General features: G+C 69.0%; 20 protein-coding genes. 11 read left to right on the top strand and 9 right to left on the bottom strand.

Translation table 11 applies throughout. From position 1 onward, the window contains the following. Positions 1–97: 97 nt before the first annotated feature. Genes ACIBL3_RS20090 through ACIBL3_RS20070 form a run of 5 tightly spaced genes read right to left on the bottom strand, consistent with a single transcriptional unit; the run spans position 98 to position 5,520 of the window. Positions 98–3,103, bottom strand: coding sequence for a UPF0182 family protein (locus tag ACIBL3_RS20090; RefSeq protein WP_396354929.1), 3,006 nt, complete (start codon positions 3,101–3,103; stop codon positions 98–100). Further along, positions 3,100–3,717, bottom strand: coding sequence for a PPA1309 family protein (locus ACIBL3_RS20085; RefSeq protein WP_396354928.1), 618 nt, complete (start codon positions 3,715–3,717; stop codon positions 3,100–3,102). Before ACIBL3_RS20085 ends, ACIBL3_RS20090 begins: the two co-directional genes overlap by 4 nt. 43 nt (positions 3,718–3,760) lie before the next feature. Continuing rightward, the gene (locus tag ACIBL3_RS20080; protein WP_396354927.1) at positions 3,761–4,798 is read right to left on the bottom strand and encodes a PDZ domain-containing protein; all 1,038 of its coding nucleotides are present in this window, start codon (positions 4,796–4,798) and stop codon (positions 3,761–3,763) included. After that, complete coding sequence (locus ACIBL3_RS20075) at positions 4,795–5,064, bottom strand: hypothetical protein (protein WP_396354926.1); 270 nt, start codon at positions 5,062–5,064, stop codon at positions 4,795–4,797. The genes ACIBL3_RS20080 and ACIBL3_RS20075 overlap by 4 nt, the downstream gene beginning before the upstream one ends. A gap of 30 nt (positions 5,065–5,094) precedes the next feature. Continuing rightward, positions 5,095–5,520, bottom strand: a complete 426-nt coding sequence (locus tag ACIBL3_RS20070; RefSeq protein ID WP_396354925.1) for a molybdenum cofactor biosynthesis protein MoaE — start codon at positions 5,518–5,520, stop codon at positions 5,095–5,097. Between the two features lie 250 nt (positions 5,521–5,770). Here ACIBL3_RS20070 and ACIBL3_RS20065 point away from each other — a divergent pair, with 250 nt between their 5' ends. Together ACIBL3_RS20065 and ACIBL3_RS20060 are read left to right on the top strand one after the other, a co-directional pair. Next, positions 5,771–7,060, top strand: coding sequence for a zinc-dependent metalloprotease (locus ACIBL3_RS20065; protein ID WP_396354924.1), 1,290 nt, complete (start codon positions 5,771–5,773; stop codon positions 7,058–7,060). Between the two features lie 83 nt (positions 7,061–7,143). Beyond that, complete coding sequence (locus tag ACIBL3_RS20060; protein WP_396354923.1) at positions 7,144–7,704, top strand: NUDIX hydrolase; 561 nt, start codon at positions 7,144–7,146, stop codon at positions 7,702–7,704. 798 nt (positions 7,705–8,502) lie between these two features. Here the strand turns inward: ACIBL3_RS20060 and ACIBL3_RS20055 are convergent. Together ACIBL3_RS20055 and ACIBL3_RS20050 are read right to left on the bottom strand one after the other, a co-directional pair. Next, positions 8,503–9,105: a DUF2064 domain-containing protein gene (locus tag ACIBL3_RS20055; RefSeq protein ID WP_396354922.1), complete on the bottom strand. Its 603-nt coding sequence runs from the start codon at positions 9,103–9,105 to the stop codon at positions 8,503–8,505. Further along, positions 9,102–9,506, bottom strand: a complete 405-nt coding sequence (locus ACIBL3_RS20050; protein ID WP_396354921.1) for a winged helix-turn-helix transcriptional regulator — start codon at positions 9,504–9,506, stop codon at positions 9,102–9,104. The genes ACIBL3_RS20055 and ACIBL3_RS20050 overlap by 4 nt, the downstream gene beginning before the upstream one ends. A 32-nt stretch (positions 9,507–9,538) precedes the next feature. Between ACIBL3_RS20050 and ACIBL3_RS20045 the strand changes: the two genes are divergently transcribed. Then, the gene (locus ACIBL3_RS20045; protein WP_396354920.1) at positions 9,539–9,820 is read left to right on the top strand and encodes a zinc-binding dehydrogenase; all 282 of its coding nucleotides are present in this window, start codon (positions 9,539–9,541) and stop codon (positions 9,818–9,820) included. 7 nt (positions 9,821–9,827) lie between these two features. On the opposite strand, the gene ACIBL3_RS20040 is transcribed toward ACIBL3_RS20045, so the two are convergent. Together ACIBL3_RS20040 and ACIBL3_RS20035 are read right to left on the bottom strand one after the other, a co-directional pair. Then, a complete protein-coding gene (locus ACIBL3_RS20040; RefSeq protein ID WP_396354919.1) occupies positions 9,828–10,487 on the bottom strand; it encodes a response regulator in 660 nt (219 codons plus the stop codon). A 301-nt stretch (positions 10,488–10,788) separates the two neighbouring features. Next, positions 10,789–11,487, bottom strand: coding sequence for a prepilin peptidase (locus ACIBL3_RS20035; RefSeq protein ID WP_396354918.1), 699 nt, complete (start codon positions 11,485–11,487; stop codon positions 10,789–10,791). Positions 11,488–11,772: 285 nt separating this feature from the next. Between ACIBL3_RS20035 and ACIBL3_RS20030 the strand changes: the two genes are divergently transcribed. From ACIBL3_RS20030 to ACIBL3_RS19995, 8 genes are all read left to right on the top strand, one after another. Then, positions 11,773–11,958: a Flp family type IVb pilin gene (locus ACIBL3_RS20030; RefSeq protein WP_396354917.1), complete on the top strand. Its 186-nt coding sequence runs from the start codon at positions 11,773–11,775 to the stop codon at positions 11,956–11,958. Between the two features lie 82 nt (positions 11,959–12,040). Beyond that, the gene (locus ACIBL3_RS20025; protein WP_396354916.1) at positions 12,041–12,211 is read left to right on the top strand and encodes a Flp family type IVb pilin; all 171 of its coding nucleotides are present in this window, start codon (positions 12,041–12,043) and stop codon (positions 12,209–12,211) included. Positions 12,212–12,236: 25 nt separating this feature from the next. Further along, a complete protein-coding gene (locus ACIBL3_RS20020) occupies positions 12,237–12,737 on the top strand; it encodes a TadE/TadG family type IV pilus assembly protein (RefSeq protein WP_396354915.1) in 501 nt (166 codons plus the stop codon). Next, the gene (locus ACIBL3_RS20015; RefSeq protein WP_396354914.1) at positions 12,725–13,837 is read left to right on the top strand and encodes a Tad domain-containing protein; all 1,113 of its coding nucleotides are present in this window, start codon (positions 12,725–12,727) and stop codon (positions 13,835–13,837) included. The genes ACIBL3_RS20020 and ACIBL3_RS20015 overlap by 13 nt, the downstream gene beginning before the upstream one ends. Positions 13,838–13,862: 25 nt before the next feature. Beyond that, positions 13,863–14,675, top strand: a complete 813-nt coding sequence (gene cpaB / locus ACIBL3_RS20010) for a Flp pilus assembly protein CpaB (protein ID WP_396354912.1) — start codon at positions 13,863–13,865, stop codon at positions 14,673–14,675. Between the two features lie 10 nt (positions 14,676–14,685). Continuing rightward, entirely contained in the window at positions 14,686–15,828 is a 1,143-nt protein-coding gene (locus ACIBL3_RS20005; protein WP_396354911.1) for a CpaE family protein, read from the top strand. Continuing rightward, positions 15,828–17,204, top strand: coding sequence for a CpaF family protein (locus ACIBL3_RS20000; RefSeq protein WP_396354910.1), 1,377 nt, complete (start codon positions 15,828–15,830; stop codon positions 17,202–17,204). Before ACIBL3_RS20005 ends, ACIBL3_RS20000 begins: the two co-directional genes overlap by 1 nt. After that, positions 17,201–19,141: a VWA domain-containing protein gene (locus ACIBL3_RS19995; RefSeq protein ID WP_396354909.1), complete on the top strand. Its 1,941-nt coding sequence runs from the start codon at positions 17,201–17,203 to the stop codon at positions 19,139–19,141. Before ACIBL3_RS20000 ends, ACIBL3_RS19995 begins: the two co-directional genes overlap by 4 nt. The last annotated feature ends 1 nt before the right edge of the window (position 19,142 follow it).

The raw sequence follows: 19,142 nt of genomic DNA, 5'->3' as shown, positions 1-19,142 counted from the left end.
AGTCAGTGCCTCAGGCAACTGATGCCGCAGGCAATGACACGGGGCGGCGACCCCGACTCGAAGTCGGTGTCGCCGCCCCCGATGAGCAGCCGTCGAATCAGCCTGACGGCGACGACGGTGGAGTGGACGGTGCCGGTGTCGCGGACGGTGCCGGTGTCGCGGACGGTGCCGTGGTCGGGGCACCGCTCGGCGCCGGTGTGCTCGGCGTCGGTGTGGCTCCTGCCGCCACGGCGCGGTCGATCGCCAACTTCATCAGGTTGACCTGCTTCTGGTACTCGGCGAGGTTCCCGGCCTGCAAGGCTGCCGTGGCCGCCGCGTACGCCGCCTGTGCCTGAGCCAGCGCCTGTCTGACCGTCTGGTTGGTGGTCGGCGGGTTCTGGTTGGGGTTCTGGTTCGGTGGTTGCTCACCGGTGCTGACGTTGGTGTCGAACACCTTGGTCAGCGCCTCCTGCAGCGTGCTGCCGTAGGCGACGCGGTCGCCGAAGGAGACCAGCACGTACCGGAGCACCGGATAGCTACCAGGACCACTGGTCCGGACCGAGTAGACGGGCTGGACGTAGAGCAGACCACCACCGAGCGGCAGCGTCAGCAGGTTGCCGAACTGCGCTCTGGCGCCGCTGGTCGGCTGGTTGATCGGGAGCAGCGCGGTTCTGATCCCGTCATCGGTCTGGAACTTGTTGAACACCTGTCCAGGACCGGGGATCTGCACGTTCCCGGGTAGTCGAAGGATCCGGAACTTGCCGTAGTCCGGCGAGGTCGCCTCGGCATCGACGGCCATGAACGCGGTCAGGTTCTCCCGTTCCGCGTTCGGCACGTACACCGAGGTGAGAGAGAACTTCGGAGCGTCCTGGTCGGGCATCCGCAGCGAGAGATAGAACGGAGGTTGTTTCACTTGAGCCGACGAGTCCGCACCGGACGAGACCGCGGTCGGGTCCGCCGGGACGCGCCACAGATCGCTGTTCTGGTACCAGGTGGTCGAGTCCTGCACGTGGTACTTGGCCAGCAGGTCGCGCTGAACCTTGAACATGTCCTCCGGGTAGCGCAGGTGCGACATCAGCTGGGGCGAGATGTCCGCGCGCGGCTTGACCGTGCCCGGGAAGGCCTTCATCCAGGTCTTCAGGACCGGGTCGTCCTCGTCCCAGGCGTACAGCTCGACCGAGCCGTCGTACGCGTTGACGACAGCCTTGACCGAGTTGCGGATGTAGTTGATCTCCTCACTCGGCTGCTGCGCGATGGTGCCGCGGCCGGTGGTGGTGTCCCGGGTGCTGTCGTCCAGGGCGACCTTCTCGGAGTACGGGTAGTTCGCCGAGGTGGTGTAGCCGTCGACGATCCAGACGACCTGGCCGTCCACGATGGCCGGGTACGGGTCGCCGTCCGGAGTCAGCCAGGGCGCGGCCTTCTCGACGCGTTCCCGCGGGTTGCGGTCGTAGAGGATCTTCGACTCGGTGTTCACCCGGCTGGACAGCAGGATGTTCGCGTCCCGGAACTTGGTGGCGTAGAGCAGCCGGTTGAAGAACGTGCCGACCGGCACGCCGCCCTTGCCGGCGTAGGTGTTCAGCGTCGGGTCGCCGCCGTTCTTGCCTTCCGGCGTGTCCAGCTCGACCGCCTGCCCGCCCTTCGGGCCGCCGACGATCGAGTAGTCCGGGGACTGCTCGCCGAAGTAGATCCGCGGCTCGTAGTCACCGAGGTCACCGGTCGGCGGCAGGTCCTTCTCCGACCAGACCGGCGCACCGTCCACCGCGCGCTGGTTACCGTTCGCCGCGACGACGCCGTAGCCGTGGGTGTAGACGGTGTGGTCGTTGTTCCAGTTGCGCTGACCTGCCGGCAGGCGGTCGACCTGCACCTCGCGGACCGCGATCACGGTGTCCTTGACCTCGTTGCGGATCTTGTACCGGTCGACGTCGAGGTCGGTCGGGAACGAGTAGAAGCCCCGGACCTGTTGCAGCTGCTCGAATGTCGGCCCGACCACGCTCGGGTCGATCAGCCGGATACCGGGCAGGACCTCGGCGTCACGCGCGAGCTCGGCCGGGGTCGCCGTCGTCTTGGCCTGGTAGTTGATGACCTCGCTGTCCTCCAGGCCGTACGCCTCACGCGTCGCCTGGATGTTCTTGGTGATGTACGGCGCCTCACGCACCGGCTCGCTCGGCCGCACCCGCAGTTGCTGCAGGGCCGCCGGCCACAACGCACCGAGCAGGATCGCCGACAGGATCAGTACGACGGTCCCCACCCCCGGCAGCAGCCAGGTCCGGCGGACCACGTTGGCGAAGAACAGGCCAGCGCACAGCACAGCGATGACCGCGAGGATCTCCTTGCTGGGCAAGACCGCGTTGTCACCTGTGTAGGAGATACCGGTGAACAGCCTGCTCTCCGACGTCGTCAGCCCGTAGCGGTCCAGCCAGTAGCTGAACGCCTTGAGCAGGACCAGCAGCCCGAGCAGCACGGAGAACTGCACCTGCGCCGCACCGGACGCCTTCTGACCCTTGGCGGACGGACGGAAGCCGCCGTACAGGTAATGCGTGATGACTGCCGCGACCAGCGACAGCAGCACGATCGAGTAGCCGAAGCCGAGGAGGACGCGCAGCCACGGGTAGTCGAAGACGAAGAAAGCGATGTCCTTGTTGAAGTGCTTGTCGGTGACCCCGAACGGGGTCCGGTTCCGCCAGGCCAGGAAGACCTTCCACTCCCCCGACGCGGCCGAGCCGCCGAACACGAGCATCAGGGTCGCGATCACGCCGATGGCGATCTTGCCGCGCTGCTGCAGCAGGTCGCCGTACCGCTCGAAGCCGGGGCTCGGCGACGGCGCGAGGGCGACCCGCGGCCGGGTGCGGAACGCGATGATGATGTTCGCGACCACAGCCGCGGCCATCAGCAGGCCGATCACGAAGAACAGCAGCACCCGGGTCCCGAGCACTGTGCTGAAGACCGAGCCCAGGTCCACCGAGCGGTACCACAGCCGCTGCGTCCAGACGTCGGTGAAGACGCTGAACAGGATGAGCAGGACGATCAGCGTCGCGATCGTCGGCAGCAGTGCCCGGGGCCGTCCGCCAGATGTTCGCCGCGGTCGCCGCGGCTCCTCCGGCATGTCGTAGACGCCGTCGCTCATGGTCGGTTCTCCTCGTCGTCACTGATGCCGTCGACCCCAGGACCTTCGCCCGGCCGGATGCCGACCGAAGGTTCGAATGTCAAAGACAGTACTTCGCACAGCGTGGGGACCAAGTCGGTGCCGGTCAGCACGGCGCTGTCCTCGTCATGTGAACGTAGCCGGACGGCCCCGAACCGGGTGCCTTCGCGCAGGACCGCGGCGACCATCCGGACCTCGTGGCGGCGCGGATCGCTGCCCGCCATCCGGACGAGCTCCGCGTCGGACTCGGCCCCTGAGAGACCGGCTTCGGCCGACGCCGGCAGCACGACCCGCTCGATCGCGAGTGCACAGCCGCTGACGCCGTCCGGCCACTCGATGCGGCCCAGGGCGTCGGCCAGATGCTCGTCCTCGAGACCGCCGGGCAGCTCGCCCTGCGCGACCGGGGTCAGCGGCTGGGAAGCGTCCTCAGCGCCGAGCTCGGCGGCCAGTTGCGGCTCGGCGCGCAGCAGTTCATCGGTCGGGACCAGCGCGAACAGTTGCGCGGGCTGGTCCCAGCCCGCGCTGCTCACGTGCTTCTCGATCTCGATCACCGCGCGGCTCAGCGCGTCGGGAGGCAGAGTGCCTACGGAATCCATGCCGCCTGATCTCCCCTTCGGCTGGCCAGTACGTTCGGGTGCCTCACGGCGTACATGTCGGGACCGATCCGTTTCCGCTGGACAACGCCTGCAGGGCGCCGATCGCCTCGTTCAGCGTGGTGATCTTCACCAACTGGATGTCCTTCACGTCCGCGTGCAGCGCGGCCTCACAGTTCGGTCCCGGGACCAGGAAGACGGTTGCCCCGTCCTCCTTGGCGCCGGCGATCTTCTGCTGGATCCCGCCGATCGCCCCGACCTGGCCGAGGGCATCGATGGTCCCGGTGCCGGCCACGTGCTTGCCGTCCAGCAACGCTCCCGGTGTCAGCTTGTCGTAGATGGCCAGCGCGAACATCGTGCCGGCGCTCGGGCCGCCGATGTCCTGGCCGAGGTTGACCGTGACCTTCACCTGCGAGTCGATGCCGATGGTGATGCCGACCATCGGGCGGGTGGCCTCGCCCGGCGTGGCCGCGGTCTTCAGCAGCACGGTCTGCTCGGCGGTGCCGCGGCGGATCAGGAAGATCACGTCCTCGCCGACCTTGTGCTTGCGGACGAGTTCGCCCACCTGCGCGACCTGCGACACCGCCTGCCCATCGACCGCGAGTACGACGTCGCCCGGCTTGAGCTTGCCGTCCGCCGGAGAGTCCTTGGCCACGGTCGAGACCTTCGGGTGGAACGGCACCTTGGCTGCCTGCAGAGCGGCGGCGATCGCGCTGTCCTGCGAGCCGGTCATCTCCGCGGTGTTCTGCTCCTCGACCTCGTCGGCGCTCTGGTCCGGCGGGTAGATGATGTCGCGCGGGAACAGGTCGTGGTGCGGGTCGAGCCAGTTGCGCATCGCCTGCGGCAGGGTGAGCTCACGCTCGGGCGAGGTGACCGACACGGTGGTCAGGTCGAGCTGGCCGGTGGTCGGGAACGTCTCGTGCCCGCTGATCTCGATCACGGGCTTGCCCTTGGACTCGCCGAGGGTGTTCTTCACAGGCCCCGGGCTGAACGAGACGAACGGCACCGGGAAGGCGGTGACCAGCCCGAGCGAGATGACGAGCACGACGATCGAAGCGACCAGCGTGGCGGTACGACGTGTCACGAACCCTGCCCTGCGATCTTGGTGGAACCGAACGTCTCGGCCGAACCGAGCTTCCTGGTGGCGCGGCGGAACGGGCCACGACGCCGCTCCGGAGTGGCTCGCGGGCCGGGCGCGGCGAGGGTCTCGTTGAAGCGGCGGAAGTCCTCGACCGATGCGAAGGCGCCGCCGGACCGGCGCGGACCACGGCTCCGCCCGCGCCACGCGGCCCAGCCCATGGCCAGGAGCGTGGCGACCAGCGGGAACGCCAGCCACGCCAAAACCTTCATCCGGACACCCTCATGCGCCCAGCGTACGGGTCAGTGAGCGCCGACCCACTCGCTGGCACCGTCGCTGAAGTGCTGGTGTTTCCAAATCGGAACCTCGGCCTTGAGATCGTCGATCAGCCGCCGGCAGGCGGCGAACGCAACGTCCCGGTGCGACGCGGCCACCGCGACGATCACTGCGGCGTCCCCGATCTTCAGGTCCCCGGTCCGGTGTACGGCGGCCAGCGCGGTCACAGCCGGATCCTCGCAAACACGCTCCGCAACCGCCTGCAGGTGCTTCAGCGCATCCGGGTGAGCCTCGTAGCTCAGTCGATCCACCGGCTTCTCGTGGTCATGGTTGCGCACAGTGCCGATGAAGAGAGCAGTACCGCCGGCGGTCGGATCCGCGATAGCGGCCAGCACCTCATCGCAGGACAGCACCCCGTCCCGCACGTCCAGCAACCTGATCGCGCCGCTCATCCGTCCCTCCTCCCACCAGAGTCCCCCACCCAACCACAATCCACCCCCAACGCCCACAATTCTCCCCCACCCGGGCCGCACGCCGTACGCCCGGCCACTCCACGGCCTCCCGAGCCCGGGAAGGTCGGGGAAAGTCAGGGGTCTGCCAGGGGCGAAGTAGAGGGGTAATGCGTTCGCCGGGGGAGGAACCGGCGGGTGGAACCAGTACGTTGGAGTTGTACGCCCCACCCGCACAGGAAGGCCCACTCCGATGAGCGACGAACCGGACAACCCGTTCAAGGGAACTCCGTTCGAGGCCATGTTCCAGCAGTTCTCCGGTGCGGCCGGCGCGGGCGGCGCTCCCGACCTGAACGCGATCTTCGCGCAGGTCCAGCAGCTGCTCAGCGGTTCCGGCGACGGGAAGCCGGTGAACTGGGACCTGGCCAAGGACATCGCCCGCAAGACCGTGTCCGCCGGCGGGGACCGATCGATCACGCCGACCGACTCGGACCGGGTGGCCGACGCGGTCCGGCTCGCCGAGCACTGGCTGGACGAGGCGACCACGCTGCCGGAGGCGTCCACGACCTCCGCGGCCTGGAGCCGAGCCGAGTGGGTGGAGAACACGCTGCCGGTCTGGCAGACGATCGTCGACCCGGTCGCCGAACACGTCGCCGGTGCCATGGGCAACGCGCTGCCTGCCGAGGCCCAGCAGCTGGCCGGGCCGATGGCGGGCATGCTGCGGCAGCTGGGCGGCTCGATCTTCGGCGCGCAGGTTGGTCAAGCGCTTGGTGAGCTGGCCGGCGAGGTGGTGAGCTCGTCCGACATCGGGCTGCCGCTCGGGCCGACCGGACAGGCTGTACTACTCCCGGACAACGTCGCGAAGTTCGCAGAAGGCCTGGGGCTGGCCGACGAGGACGTCCGCCTGTACCTCGCGCTGCGCGAGGTCGCTCACCAGCGGCTGTACGCCGGGGTGCCCTGGCTGCGCCAGCACGTACTCGCCGCCGTAGCCGACTACGCAGCGGGCATCGAGGTCGACACCGGCAAGATCGAGCGCGCGATGGCCGACATCGACCCGCAGAACCCGGAAGCCATGCAAGAGGCGCTCGCGGGCGGCCTGTTCGAGCCGGAGGACTCCGAGCAGCAGAAGGCAGCCCTGGTCCGCCTGGAGACCGCGCTCGCACTGGTCGAGGGCTGGGTGGACGACGTCGTACGGCAGTCCACCAAGGACCGGATGCCGGCCGCAGTCCAACTCGCCGAGACAGTACGGCGTCGCCGCGCCGCTGGTGGTCCGGCCGAGCAGACGTTCGCCACCCTGGTCGGCCTCCAACTCCGCCCGCGTCGTCTCCGCGACGCCGCCAACCTGTGGGCCGCCGTACGCGACGCCCGCGGAGTCGAGGGCCGCGACGAGCTCTGGTCCCACCCCGACCTCCTCCCCAGCGCTTCCGACCTCGACGACCCCATCGGCTTCGCCCAACACGCCGGCGAACTGGCCGACATCGACATCACCGACTTCCTCCCCACCGAAGACGACCAAGACAACAACCCCGACACCCCCAAGTAACCCCATCCCACCCCACCGGCGCCCAGTCCCACCCGGACCGGGCGCCGGGTGCTGTCGTCAGTGGAATGGGGGAGACTGGCGGGGTGCTGCTTGGGGATGCTGTGGAGACGTTAGAGGGGTGGAGTGCGCCGGACGAGGAGCAGGAGGCGTTGCGGGCGCATTATCTGAGGCATCTGAGCGAGCACGCGGACGGGATGTGGCGGAGCTGCCGGCCGGAGCATGTGACATCCAGCGCCCTGGTAATCGATGCGTCCGGGAGCAGGGTGCTGCTGACCTTGCACAAGACAGTCGGCCAATGGCTCCAACTCGGCGGCCACTGCGAGGCTGGTGACACAACCCTCGCCGGCGCCGCACTGCGAGAAGCAACCGAGGAGTCGGGCTTGACTGGCCTATCCATCGACCCGAGCCCCATACAGCTTTCGCGCCACCAACTACTGGCCGGCGGATGCGCAGGCGCGTACCACCTTGACGTTCAGTTCCTGGTGACGGCGACCGGCGCAACGAACTACGTCGTGAGCGAGGAGGCGCACGACCTCGCCTGGTTCCCGATAGAAGCCCTGCCAGACGTCGACCACAGCGTCCAGGACCTGGTCACCAGAACCCGCCACCGCCTCGCGCTCACAACAAACCCACTTGGTAGCTAGCAGCCCGCCCGCTGACCCACGTCGAGGCTGCGGGCCGGCTGATTCAAGCCGGCCCGCACCCCCTCAGACAAGCGGCCCTCAACACCTGCCGCTTGCTTCCCCCGCCCCCGTGGCACTTCCCTCCCCGTAATCCCCGCCCCTCGTCCCCCGTGATCCCCGCGCCCGTCGTCCCTCGTGCATTACGACCCCTTCGCCCCCGTGCACTGCATTCCCGTGCGCGTCGACCCCGTGTCGACACGCACGTTCCTGCTCCCCCGTTGACCTGCTGCCCCGTCGTACTGCGCTCTGCCAGGTGGGCCTGTCGTAGTGCGCTTCGCCCGGGGAGCCCCGTCGTACTGCATCCCCGGGATTCGCCTACGACAGCCCCCGTGAACCCTCCAACTGCAGCCCCGAATTCCCCCGTGAGTGCTTGTCGCCCCCGTCGACGTGCACCTTGCTGCTTTCCCGTTGGCCCGCTGTCCCCCGTCGTACTGTGCTCCACATCCCCCGTGCTGCGTTCCAGTTGAGCCTTCGTCGTACGGCGCTCCCCCGTGAGCGCTGGTCGTACGGCGTTCCCCCGTGGCTCCCCCGTCGTACTGCAGTCCCCGTGCCCTGCGTTGGTGCTGGTTGTGTGGCGTTCCCCCGTGGTCGTGTCGTGCTGCCGGTCCACGGTCCGGCTGCACGGTGTTGCTGGGCTTGCTGGTGGGGGCCGCCGCCGGGGTGTCGGGTGCCGCCCCTGAACGGCATCGACACCTTGGCGGCGGTTCCTCCAGAAATCCCGCTGCCTGGTGAACGAGTGGGGAGGGGGAAGGTGACGGGTCAGGGGTGACGAAGTATGGATCTTGTTGCGTCCCAGCCTTCGAGGCCGGGATCCAGTCGCGCTATGTCAGCGGGCGATTGCAGACGGTGCCAGCCGGGGCCGATGGCTACGGCGTGGCGGCGGGGTTTGTGGGACTCCAGGTCCGAGAGGCGGGTGTCGAAGGTGGGGGCGGCGGTGGCGACCCAGTCGGCGATCGGGATGTTGACGCCGATGGCGGCGAGGGTGCCGTCCTCGGACGGGGTGATGGCGATGTCGGCGGTGCTGAGGGCGCGGAAGAGCTTGCCGATGAGGAGGCCAGGCAGGTCGGGTACGTCGTGACTCACAGCCACTACCGCAGCCGCGGGGCCGGCGAGGGCTACCGCGTCGAGCACGGAGTCCACGGCGAAGACGGGAGTGCCAGGCCAGGTGAGGGCAGCTACCTCGGCCACCGCGGCGTCGTCGCCACCTGAGACAGCTACGGCAACGTCGACGCGATCGAGGGCGGCCAGGACTTCGTAGGTGTCCTCGGCGAGCGCGAGACGCCAGGCTTCCGGGTCCCGGCCCGGTGGCGCCCAACTCCCAGAGGCAGGCACGACCAGTACGACGACGCGGCGGTCGGTCACGCTGGGAGGTCCACGTCGTACTGGGTGCGGGCGGCCGCGACCTCGGGCACGTGGGACTCGGCCCACCCCTTGATCGCGGCGATCAGGGGCAGCAGGGTCCGGCCGAGCGGTGTCAGCTCGTAGTCGACGCGTACTGGTACCGACGGGGTGACCGAGCGGGTCAGCAGGCCGTCGCGTTCGAGGGAGCGCAGGGTCTGGGTGAGCATCTTCTGGCTGACGCCGGCGATCCGGCGGGACAGGTCCGAGTACCGCTGCGGTCCGTCGGCCAGGGCGGTGATGATCAGGGTGACCCACTTGTCGCTGATCCGGTCGAGCAGTTGCCGGGCCGGGCAGGTGGCCAGGAAGGCGTCGTACTCGCGGACGGCTTCCTCGCGGCGCTGGGCGGCGGTATGCGTGGGCATGGCTCTCCTCACCGTGCGGTGCGCACTTCGAAGTGCGCACTTCCCCGCAGAGAGTAACTCTCCGAGAGTGTCACCAGCAGCCACCACACGCGCACGTACAGGCAGGCCCGACTCCACCGCACCTGCGCGGCATCACCGTCCACCAGATCTTCGTCCACGCCAACCGCGCGGAACTCGCGGAGCTCGTCGAGCTCGCCGAGGCGGGAGTGATCGCGACGCGAGTCGCCGAGACCTATCCCCTGCACGAAGCACCGACGGCCTACAACAGGCTCGCCAAAGGCGGCGTCCGCGGCCGACTCGTCCTGGTGCCTTAGGCAATCGTCAGGCCGAGACGGTGAGTTCCGGTTTGATCAGGCCGAGGCGGAGTGCGGTCATGATCGCGTTGGCGCGGTTCGTCGCGCCGAGCTTGTCGTAGACGCGGGAGACATAGGTCTTCGCCGTCGAGAGGCTGACGAACATCGTGCCGGCGATCGCCGGCACGGAAAGGCCTGTGGCCAGGAGCGCGAGGACTTCGCACTCGCGTGGACTCAGCACGACTCCCGGAGTACCGGCGAAGCTGCCGCGGCGGGCGAGGGCCAGGGCCAGGCCGGTTGCGGTGAAGGAGGCGGCGGCCACGGCGGCGTGCCGGATCGCCCCGAGAACCTCGGTGTTCGGGGCGGTCTTGCCGACGAAGGCGGAGACGCCGGTCTCCAGGGCCCGGAACAGCACGTCGTCCTCGGCCTGGGCCGTGAGTACGACGATGCCGAGGTCGGCATGCCGGTCGCGGAGCTCACGAGCGAGCTGGAGCCCGTCGGCGTCCGGGAGCGCGACGTCGAGTACGACGACGTCCGGGCGAGTGGACCCGACCAGAGCCGGCGCCTCGGCGGCGAGCGCGCACTCGCCGACGATCGTGATGTCGTCGTCGGCGCCGACGAGCCGGATCAGCCCGTACCTCGTCAGCGTGTGGCCGTCGACAACGACAACTCTGATCGAGCTCTGCATAGTCGGTCCCCCATGAATCTCTCCTCGATCCCCCAGCTGGAGAAGCTCCGTAGTGTCACCTGCTGTAACTGAGATCGCGAGAGTCCTACAGCCCGTTACGGAATCTTCCGAGGTGCTTTCCACCCGAGTTGGTTGAACGTTTGGTAATCAAGTTCCCGACGGAGGTTCAGGCAGGTCGTCGCGCCGATGGGCGGCCATGGACAGGCCTTGGCCGAGCAACGCCAGCACCTCGGCCTCCCGGGGACTGAGCGAAGTCCTGACGGGTGCCACTTGCCGTCCGGCAGCGCGGTGTCGAGGACTCTCAAGCACTCGTCAGTACGGCGACCAACGCGCCGCCGAGCATGAACGGGCCGAAGCTGACCGCGTGCCGCAGAGTGACCCGGCGGGCGATCAGCAGCACCAAACTGACCACGCCCATCAGCACGAATCCCAGGACCGCTCCGGCGAACAGGGTCGACCATCCCAGCCAGCCGAGCGCGATGCCGAGTCCGCCGGCGAGCTTGATGTCGCCGCCGCCGAGCTGACCGCGGCCCAACAGCCCAAGCACCAGGTAGCCGCCTCCGAGCACCACTCCGCCGAGCAGTGCACGGAACAGTTGAGCCGGGTGTCCGTCGATCAGCGCCGCCAGTCCGAGGAGCGCGATCAGGCCTGGATACAGCGGCAGCGTCAGTCGGTCGGGCAGCCGTTGTACGGCGAGGTCGACAGCCGCCAGCGCCACGCCGACTGCCCCGATGAAGGCGAATGCGGCCGCATCGGGCAGACCGGCGAACCGCGAGAACAGCAAGGCGAGCACGACGGCAGTGACCAGCTCGAGCACGAGCGGTGCGCCGTACCAGCTGCGACAGCCTGCGCAGCGAGCACGTCCGGTGATGGGTACGCCGCAGTGCGGGCAGGCAGTGCGTTCGCCGACTGCCACGGACAGCCGGTACACCGTGGCGCGCAGCCCCATGCCTGCGGCGAAGCCGAGCACACCGCCGGCGACTGTCCAGGTGAGGTTCATACCGGCGAAGCTAACTTCGCGCGCGCCAACCGCAGAACCACCTGCCGGCAGAACTGGCCGCCCGGTGCCGAAGCCCGGCCGTCCGTCCGACCAACTGGCTGACGGTGTCGGCCGATCGGCCGACAGGCGCGTCGCCTGCTGTGGTCCCATCGTCCATCGCGTTCTGGCCGATCGCCCGATGCCGCGACGAGGCAACCATCCACCACAGTTCCGGTACCGGGCGGCACCGAGCCGCTCGACCAGAACGGTGGGACTCAACGCCCGCCATTGAAGGAGGAGTTCCACATGCGTAAGAACCTGGTCACCTTCGTGCAGACCTACACCAAGCAGCTCCGTCGCAGCGACCGCGGTGCGTCCATGGTCGAGTACGGCCTGCTGGTCGCCCTGATCGCCGTCATCGTGGCCGCCGCGGCGGGCCCGCTGGGCACGGCCATCGCCGCCCTGTTCGCCACGGTCACCGCCAGCCTCTGAGAGCGGTCTGCCGTCCACCTGGGTGGTGCGGCCCGGTCAGATTCCATCGGGCCGCAACCACCCCGCCCAGCGAGGAGTTCCGATGCGCCAGCTCTTGCGCTTCGGCAGCCAGGCTGCCCACGGCGACCGCGGCGCGGCCATGGTCGAGTACGGCCTGCTGCTGATGCTGATCGCCATCGTGGTCGTGCCGGCGCTGATCCTGTTCGGCCCGGCCATCGCCCAGTTGTACACCGACGTCGTCGGCAGCTTCTGAAGACTTTCACCAACCAGGAGATCTCATGTATCCGAGACGAGGGGACCGCGGCGGGGAGACTCACCACGGCCGGACATCTCGCACCGCGGCACGGGTACGCCGCATGCTGCCCTCGTCGGTGCATGGGGGCAGCAGCGCGGACCGCGGCGCCACCGCCGTCGAGTTCGCGCTTCTGCTTCCCCTGCTGTTGCTGCTGGTGCTGGGCATCGTCGACTTCGGCCGGCTGCTCAACGCGCAGATCACGCTCACCCAGGCCGCACGCGAAGGCGCTCGGCTGGTGGCACTCGGGCAACCCGACGTGGCGAGTCGCACGCAGGCCGCCGCAACCGGGCTGAGCCCTGTCGGCGTGGCGATCCAGTCGTCCTGTCCGGTCGGTGCCGGTCCGGCAAGCAACGGCAGTGTGCAGACCACCTACAGCTTCTCGTTCACACCCGGTTTCGGGAACATCGTCAGTCTTGTCGGCGGCAGCGGCTTGAGCGGTCAGGTCACGTTGTCCGCGAACGGAGTCATGCCATGCGAGACCTAGTGGACCGGCTCGTCCGGCCGATGAAGCGGCTGCTCGGGGCCGACGACCGAGGGGCCGTCGGCATCCTGGTCAGCGTGCTGCTCGGGGGCGGCGTACTGCTCGGCATGGCCGCGCTGGTCATCGACGTCGGCATGATCTACCACGAGCGCGCCGGACTGCAGAACGGCGCCGACGCCGGCTCGCTCGCCGTCGCGAAGAGCTGCGTCGTCGGACCCGCGTGCGCGCCCGGCACCGCGAGCACCTACGCGAACCTGAACGCCAAGGACGGTGCGTCGGCCGTGACCCTGGTCTGCGGCCGCGACGTCGTCAAGGGTGGACTGCCCGGCTGCCCGGCGTCCTCAGGCACGATCGTCGACTGCCCGGCCGCGCCGGGTGCGGACACCAACTACGTCGACGTCCACACCGCCACCAGAACCGCCGGGGGCTCCTCACTGCTGCCGCCGGTCTTCGCGAGAGCTCTCACCGGCAACGCCGGCTACCAGGGCGACACGGTTCTGGCCTGTGCCCGCGCGAGCTGGGGACCCGCGATGGCGGCCTCGAAGTCGCTGGCGATGACGCTGTCGCTGTGTGCCTGGACCCAGGCCACCGGCGGCACCCCGCCGACCTTCGGCACCGACGTCAGGATCTTCGTCCGCGACGCACCCAACGCGCCGACGTGCGACGGTCTGAGCCGTCCCGGTGAGTTCGGCTGGCTCAGCGACAGCGGCGACTGTACGGCGGACGTCGACCTCACGCAGTCCGGTTACGTCACCGGAAGCGACCCGGGCAAGAACATCTCCAAGGCGTGCCAGGACATCTTGACGTCGTACATCGCGAGCGGGGCGCCGATCTTCATCCCGATCTTCGACACGACGACGGGGACCGGCAGCGGGGCGACGTACCACCTGGTCGGTCTGGCCGCCTTCGTGCTGACCGGCTACGCGAACATGAACCCGCTCAAGGACGAGATCCCGTCCGGGTTCAGCAAGGCCGACTGCCCAAACGGCAAGACCACACCGTCCTGCATCTTCGGGCACTTCACCCAGGCACTCGTGCCGATGTCCACGACCGTCGGCGGCGGCACGTACTTCGGCGCCACCGCCATCAAGCTCGCCGGCTAGTACCGCCAGCAGAAGAGAGAAAGTCATGAAACGTAGGGTTTTGACCATCGTGATGGCGGTGGCGCTGGCCGTGCTCGGAACGCTTGCCGTCCTCGTCTACGTCAACAACGCGGACGCCCGCGCGGTGGCGGGGCAGCAGGCGGTCACCGTTCTCGTTGCGGACAAGGCGATTCCGTCCGGAACCAAGGTGGCTGACGCGAAGGCGTCATTGCGCACGGAGACGCTGCCGGCCTCCTCGGTGTCGACCGAGGCCGTCTCCGAGATCACCACCGCCCAGGAGGAGCTGGTCACCTCGACCGACCTCAACCCCGGCGAGGTGATCCTGAAGTCGATGCTGGTGTCCACCGCACAGGCTCCGGGTGGGCTGGTGATTCCGGAGGGCAAGGTGGCGGTCACGATCACCCTTTGTGCGCCGGAGCTCGTCGCCGGCAACGTCCGCGTCGGATCCGACGTCGCGGTCTTCGGCACCGTGGTCACCGGTTCCACCGCCGAAGTCAGTGCGCAGCCGAACTGCACCGGTCCACACAAGCAGCAGACCGGCAAGGGCGTCGGCAACACCCGCGTCGTGGTGCCCAAGGTGCGAGTGATCGCGATGGGTCCGGCGACGTCGACGCTGCCGGACGACGAATCCAAGAACAGCACCGTGTCGCAGCGATCCGCCGCCGCCCAGAACGAGCAGACACTGGTGACCTTCGCGGTCAACCAGGACGACGCCGAGCGCCTGATCCTGCTGACCCAGACAGCACTGCCGTACCTGGCACTGCTCGGTCCGTCGGCCAAGGTCACACCCGACGACCACGTCGTACCGATGTTCCCGCCCGCGGCGAAGAAGAAGTGAGGCGATCGCGATGACCATCCTTTGCCGACTGGCCGCCTGGCCCGGCGAGACGACAGCAAGCACCGTCGACGACCTCGACGCTGCACAGCGCGCCCTGACCGACGCCCCCTTCGAGGACCTGGTCGTCGTGGGCCCGGACACCGAGAAGGACGACGCGCTCAGGTTCACCGCGCACCTGCGGATCGACCGGCCGGCAGTAGGCGTGATCCTGGTACGGCGGCACGTCGACGTCGACCTGCTCACGGAGGCGCTGCGAGCCGGCGTCCGTGAAGTTGTCACCGCCGGAGATGACGCGGCGCTGCTCGCCGCCTGCGACCGATCGCGGGCGCTGTCGGGACACGTGCGTGCGATCGACGAGCCGGCGAACACACCGCAGGGCAAGGTCGTCACCGTGTTCGCGGCCAAGGGCGGTTGCGGCAAGACCACCTTTGCGATCAACCTCGCCGCGGCGTTGGCCGCCGGCGACCAGCGGGTGTGTGTTCTCGACCTCGACCTGGCCTTCGGCGATGTGGCGATCAACGTCCAGCTCGAGCCGGTCCGCACGATCAGCGACGCGCTGCCGATGGCCGGTCACCTCGACACAACCGGTGCCGCCTCGCTGCTGACGCAGTACCGGCCCGGTCTGGACATGCTGCTGGCACCGGTGACGCCGGGCGATGCGGAGAAGATCCCGGCGGCGTTGGTCGGCGAGCTGCTCGCCGTACTGCGTGGCATGTTCGACTTCGTCGTGGTCGACACCCCGGCCCAGTTCAGCGAGCACGTGCTGACCGCGATGGACGCCTCCGACCACCACGTGCTGCTCACGACGCCGGACACCCCGGCGCTGAAGAACATGCGGATCACGCTGGACATGCTCGACCTGCTGTCCTACTCACGCGACATCCGCTCGATCGTGTTCAACCGCTCCGACGCGAAGGTCGGGCTCTCCTCGAGCGACGTCGAGCGCGTGGTGCGCAGCACGATCAGCGCGCAGGTGCCGTCCAGCCGCAACGTGCCGATCTCGATCAACAAGGGCACGCCGATCGTGATCGCGACGCCGGCTCACCCGGTCAGCCAGGCGATCACCCGGTTCGCCCGCGAGCGTCTCCTGAGCCTGACCGCACCGGCCCGGCACAAGGCCTTCGCCGTACGGCGGGGCGCGGGGAGGCGATGATGAACCTGTCCGAACGGCTGGCTCAGCGGCAAGGCCCTGCAGTCCGGCCGGTCCCCGCTCCGGCTCCTGAAGTCCCGCGCCGCGCCGCGCGGAACGCAGACCCGTTCGCCGGCGTGAAGCGCAGTGTGCATCAAGGCCTGCTGGACGCATTGGGCCCCAAGCTGTACGACGCCCACCTCGACCAGCACGAGCTCGAGCAGAAGGTCACCCAGACCCTGCAGGCAGTGCTGCAGCGCGACGACACCCCGATGACCGCTGCCGACCGCACCCGGGTGGCGCAGGAGGTCGCCGACGAGATCCTCGGCCACGGCCCGCTCGAGCCCTACCTGCGCGACGCAGGTGTCTCCGAGATCATGGTCAACGGCCACGACCAGATCTACGTCGAGCGCGACGGGCGACTGGTTCCGGTCGACGCCGCGTTCACCGACGAGAGCCACCTGCGCCGCACCATCGACAAGATCGTGGCCCGGATCGGGCGCCGCGTCGACGAGGCCAGCCCGATGGTGGACGCTCGGCTGCCCGACGGCAGCCGGGTGAACGCCGTCGTACCGCCGATCGCGCTGGACGGTTCGCTGCTCACGATCCGGAAGTTCTCGAACGACCCGTTCACCGTCAACGACCTGATCTCGTTCGGCACGCTGACCGGTCCGGTCGCCGACCTGCTCCAGGCCTGTGTGCGGGGCCGGCTGAACATCCTGATCGGCGGCGGCACCGGCTCCGGGAAGACGACGACGCTGAACGTGCTGTCCTCGTTCCTGCCCGACGACGAGCGGATCGTCACGATCGAGGACGCAGCCGAGCTGCAGCTGCGGCAGGACCACGTCCTGCGGCTGGAGTCCCGGCCGTCCAACGTGGAGGCCCGGGGCGAGATCGCGATCCGCGACCTGGTGCGCAACTCGCTGCGGATGCGTCCCGACCGCATCATCATCGGCGAGGTCCGTGACGGCGCCGCTCTGGACATGTTGCAGGCCATGAACACCGGCCACGACGGCTCGATCACGACGGTGCACTCCAACGCACCCCGGGACTCGCTGTCCCGGCTGGAGACGATGGTGCTGATGGCCGGCGTCGACCTGCCGCAACGGGCGATCCGTGAGCAGATGGCCTCGGCGATCGACCTCATCGTGCACCAGACCCGTCTGAAGGACGGATCCCGCCGGATCACCCACATCACCGAGGTGAACGGCATGGAGGGCGACGTCATCACGCTGCAGGACCTGTTCGTGTTCGACTTCCACGCCGGCGTCGACGAGCACGGCCGGTTCCGGGGCTCGCTCCGCGGCACCGGCTTGCGCCCGGGCTTCCTCGACCGGCTGGCCGACCAGGGCATCTACCTGCCACCGCGGATGTTCGGCATGGAAGAGGTCGCGCGATGAGAAAGACCCTGCGTTCATTGCTTGCGGTCGTGGTCGTCGGCCTGGCGGCCGTCCTCCCAGCCAGCGCACACGCGGACGGCGACCCGTCAGCTCGCATCGACTCCGTCCAGGTCAGCCCTGGGAAGGCAGGCTTCGTCCTCACCACCGCCAACGTCTCTGGACGGCTGGACTCGGGCACCGTCCGCGTCCACGCCGACCGCACCGCCCTGCCGGTCCGCGTGACTCCGCTCAGCAGCACAAAGGCCGCCGCAGCTCCGCCGCGGGCGGTGATGATCGTGCTGGACACCAGCGGCTCGATGGCCGGGACCGGAATCGCCGCCGCGCGTCAGGCCGCACTGAGCTACCTCGCCAGCCTGCCGACCGACGTACAGGCCGGTTTGCTGACGTTCTCCGACCAACCGCGGCTGGTCGTCGCGCCCACGACGAGCCGCAACACGGTTCGCAACGCGCTGGCGCGAGTCCAAGCCGTCGGGGACACCGCCCTGTACGACGCGGTCCGCGCAGCCGTCGCCGCACTCGACGCCGCCCGGCTCGGCCCGACGGCCCAGCGCAGGCTGGTCGTGCTGTCCGATGGCGTGGACACGTCCAGCAAGGCCGCGCTGGCATCAGTCACCGGTCAGCTAAGAGCCGATCGCATCCCGGCTGACGTGGTCGCCTTCCGGTACGGCAGCGGTGATGCGTCGGCTGCCCAGCAGATCGCGTCGGCCGCGGGTGGGCGGACCTTCGCTGCCCAGAACGCCGGTGAACTGACGGCGGCGTTCGCTGCCGTGGCGCGCAACTTCACGGCCCGCGCGAAGGTCGACTTCGACGTACCGCCGGAGCTCGCCGGTCGTCAGGTGATGCTGCGGGTCACCATCGGCTCGGTCAGCGCGAAGAGCTCGGTGACCTTTGCCGCCGTCACCCCGCCGCCCGCTAAGGCCACACCGGCGCCGTCCAACGCTACCCAGCCAGCTCACCGACCTGTCTGGTCCTGGCAGCGCCTGGGCCTCCTCGGCGGCGTCTTCCTGGTGGTGCTGCTCGCTGTGATCCTCCTGCGCTGGCAGGGGGCACGCGACGAAACCGGTCGCCGCCTGGTCCAGCAGGTGAGTCACTACGGGCCGCGCCAGGATGCTCGTCAGCAGGACCCTTCCGCGGGCGCTGCCGCCCAGACGGCGATCGGAGTCGTCGGCCAGGTCCTGCGGTCCAGCGGAGCAGAGCAAGGACTCGCCAACCGGCTCGACCTCGCCGACGTGAAACGTACGCCGGCCGAGTGGACGGTGCTGACCCTCTGCGCCAGTGCTGCGCTGGCGGTCGCCGTAACGCTGGTCGGGCTGCACCCACTGCTGAGTCTGCCGATCGGACTCGTCGCGGGCTGGCTCGCTCAGCACGTGTTCCTCAGCATCCGCATCTCACGCCGCCGGGCCGCGTTCAGCGAGCAGCTCCCCGACGTACTGCAACTGATCGTCGGATCCCTCCGCTCCGGATTCTCGCTGGCGCAAGCCGTCGACGCTGTCGTTCGCGACGGCACGCAACCCGCCGCGGCCGAGTTCTCCCGGGCGCTGGCGGAGACCAGGATCGGGGTCGAGCTCGAGGACGGGCTCAACCGCGTCGCCGGCCGGATGCAGTGCGAGGACCTGCGCTGGGTGGTGATGGCCACCCGGATCCAGCGGGAGGTCGGAGGCAACCTGGCCGAGGTCCTGAAGAACACGGTCGACACCATGCGCGAGCGCGCCCAGACCCGCCGCCACGTCCGCGCACTCAGCGCCGAGGGCCGGTTGTCCGGCTACATCATCGTCTGCCTGCCGATCCTGCTCGGGATCTGGATGACGACGACGAAACCGGAGTACATGAGTCCGCTGTTCAACACACCGGTCGGTCTGATGATGGTGGCCGGCGGTGCCGCGCTGATCGTCGTCGGCGCCTTCTGGATCCGCGCACTGGTCAAGGTGGAGGCGTGAG

The sequence above is a fragment of the Kribbella sp. NPDC050124 genome, from assembly GCF_044460355.1.
Taxonomy (GTDB): domain Bacteria; phylum Actinomycetota; class Actinomycetes; order Propionibacteriales; family Kribbellaceae; genus Kribbella.
This window is presented reverse-complemented; position numbering and strand designations above follow the sequence as displayed.

Coding starts and splice junctions, on each gene's coding strand:
- ACIBL3_RS20035 (WP_396354918.1), bottom strand. CDS start 11,487: ATGAACCTCACCTGGACAGTCGCCGGCGGTGTGCTCGGCTTCGCCGCA.
- ACIBL3_RS20050 (WP_396354921.1), bottom strand. CDS start 9,506: ATGCCCACGCATACCGCCGCCCAGCGCCGCGAGGAAGCCGTCCGCGAG.
- ACIBL3_RS20075 (WP_396354926.1), bottom strand. CDS start 5,064: ATGAAGGTTTTGGCGTGGCTGGCGTTCCCGCTGGTCGCCACGCTCCTG.
- ACIBL3_RS20030 (WP_396354917.1), top strand. CDS start 11,773: ATGCGTAAGAACCTGGTCACCTTCGTGCAGACCTACACCAAGCAGCTC.
- ACIBL3_RS20005 (WP_396354911.1), top strand. CDS start 14,686: ATGACCATCCTTTGCCGACTGGCCGCCTGGCCCGGCGAGACGACAGCA.
- ACIBL3_RS20090 (WP_396354929.1), bottom strand. CDS start 3,103: ATGAGCGACGGCGTCTACGACATGCCGGAGGAGCCGCGGCGACCGCGG.
- ACIBL3_RS20015 (WP_396354914.1), top strand. CDS start 12,725: ATGCGAGACCTAGTGGACCGGCTCGTCCGGCCGATGAAGCGGCTGCTC.
- ACIBL3_RS20020 (WP_396354915.1), top strand. CDS start 12,237: ATGTATCCGAGACGAGGGGACCGCGGCGGGGAGACTCACCACGGCCGG.
- ACIBL3_RS20000 (WP_396354910.1), top strand. CDS start 15,828: ATGAACCTGTCCGAACGGCTGGCTCAGCGGCAAGGCCCTGCAGTCCGG.
- ACIBL3_RS20025 (WP_396354916.1), top strand. CDS start 12,041: ATGCGCCAGCTCTTGCGCTTCGGCAGCCAGGCTGCCCACGGCGACCGC.
- ACIBL3_RS20085 (WP_396354928.1), bottom strand. CDS start 3,717: ATGGATTCCGTAGGCACTCTGCCTCCCGACGCGCTGAGCCGCGCGGTG.
- ACIBL3_RS20070 (WP_396354925.1), bottom strand. CDS start 5,520: ATGAGCGGCGCGATCAGGTTGCTGGACGTGCGGGACGGGGTGCTGTCC.
- ACIBL3_RS19995 (WP_396354909.1), top strand. CDS start 17,201: ATGAGAAAGACCCTGCGTTCATTGCTTGCGGTCGTGGTCGTCGGCCTG.
- ACIBL3_RS20065 (WP_396354924.1), top strand. CDS start 5,771: ATGAGCGACGAACCGGACAACCCGTTCAAGGGAACTCCGTTCGAGGCC.
- ACIBL3_RS20040 (WP_396354919.1), bottom strand. CDS start 10,487: ATGCAGAGCTCGATCAGAGTTGTCGTTGTCGACGGCCACACGCTGACG.
- cpaB (WP_396354912.1), top strand. CDS start 13,863: ATGAAACGTAGGGTTTTGACCATCGTGATGGCGGTGGCGCTGGCCGTG.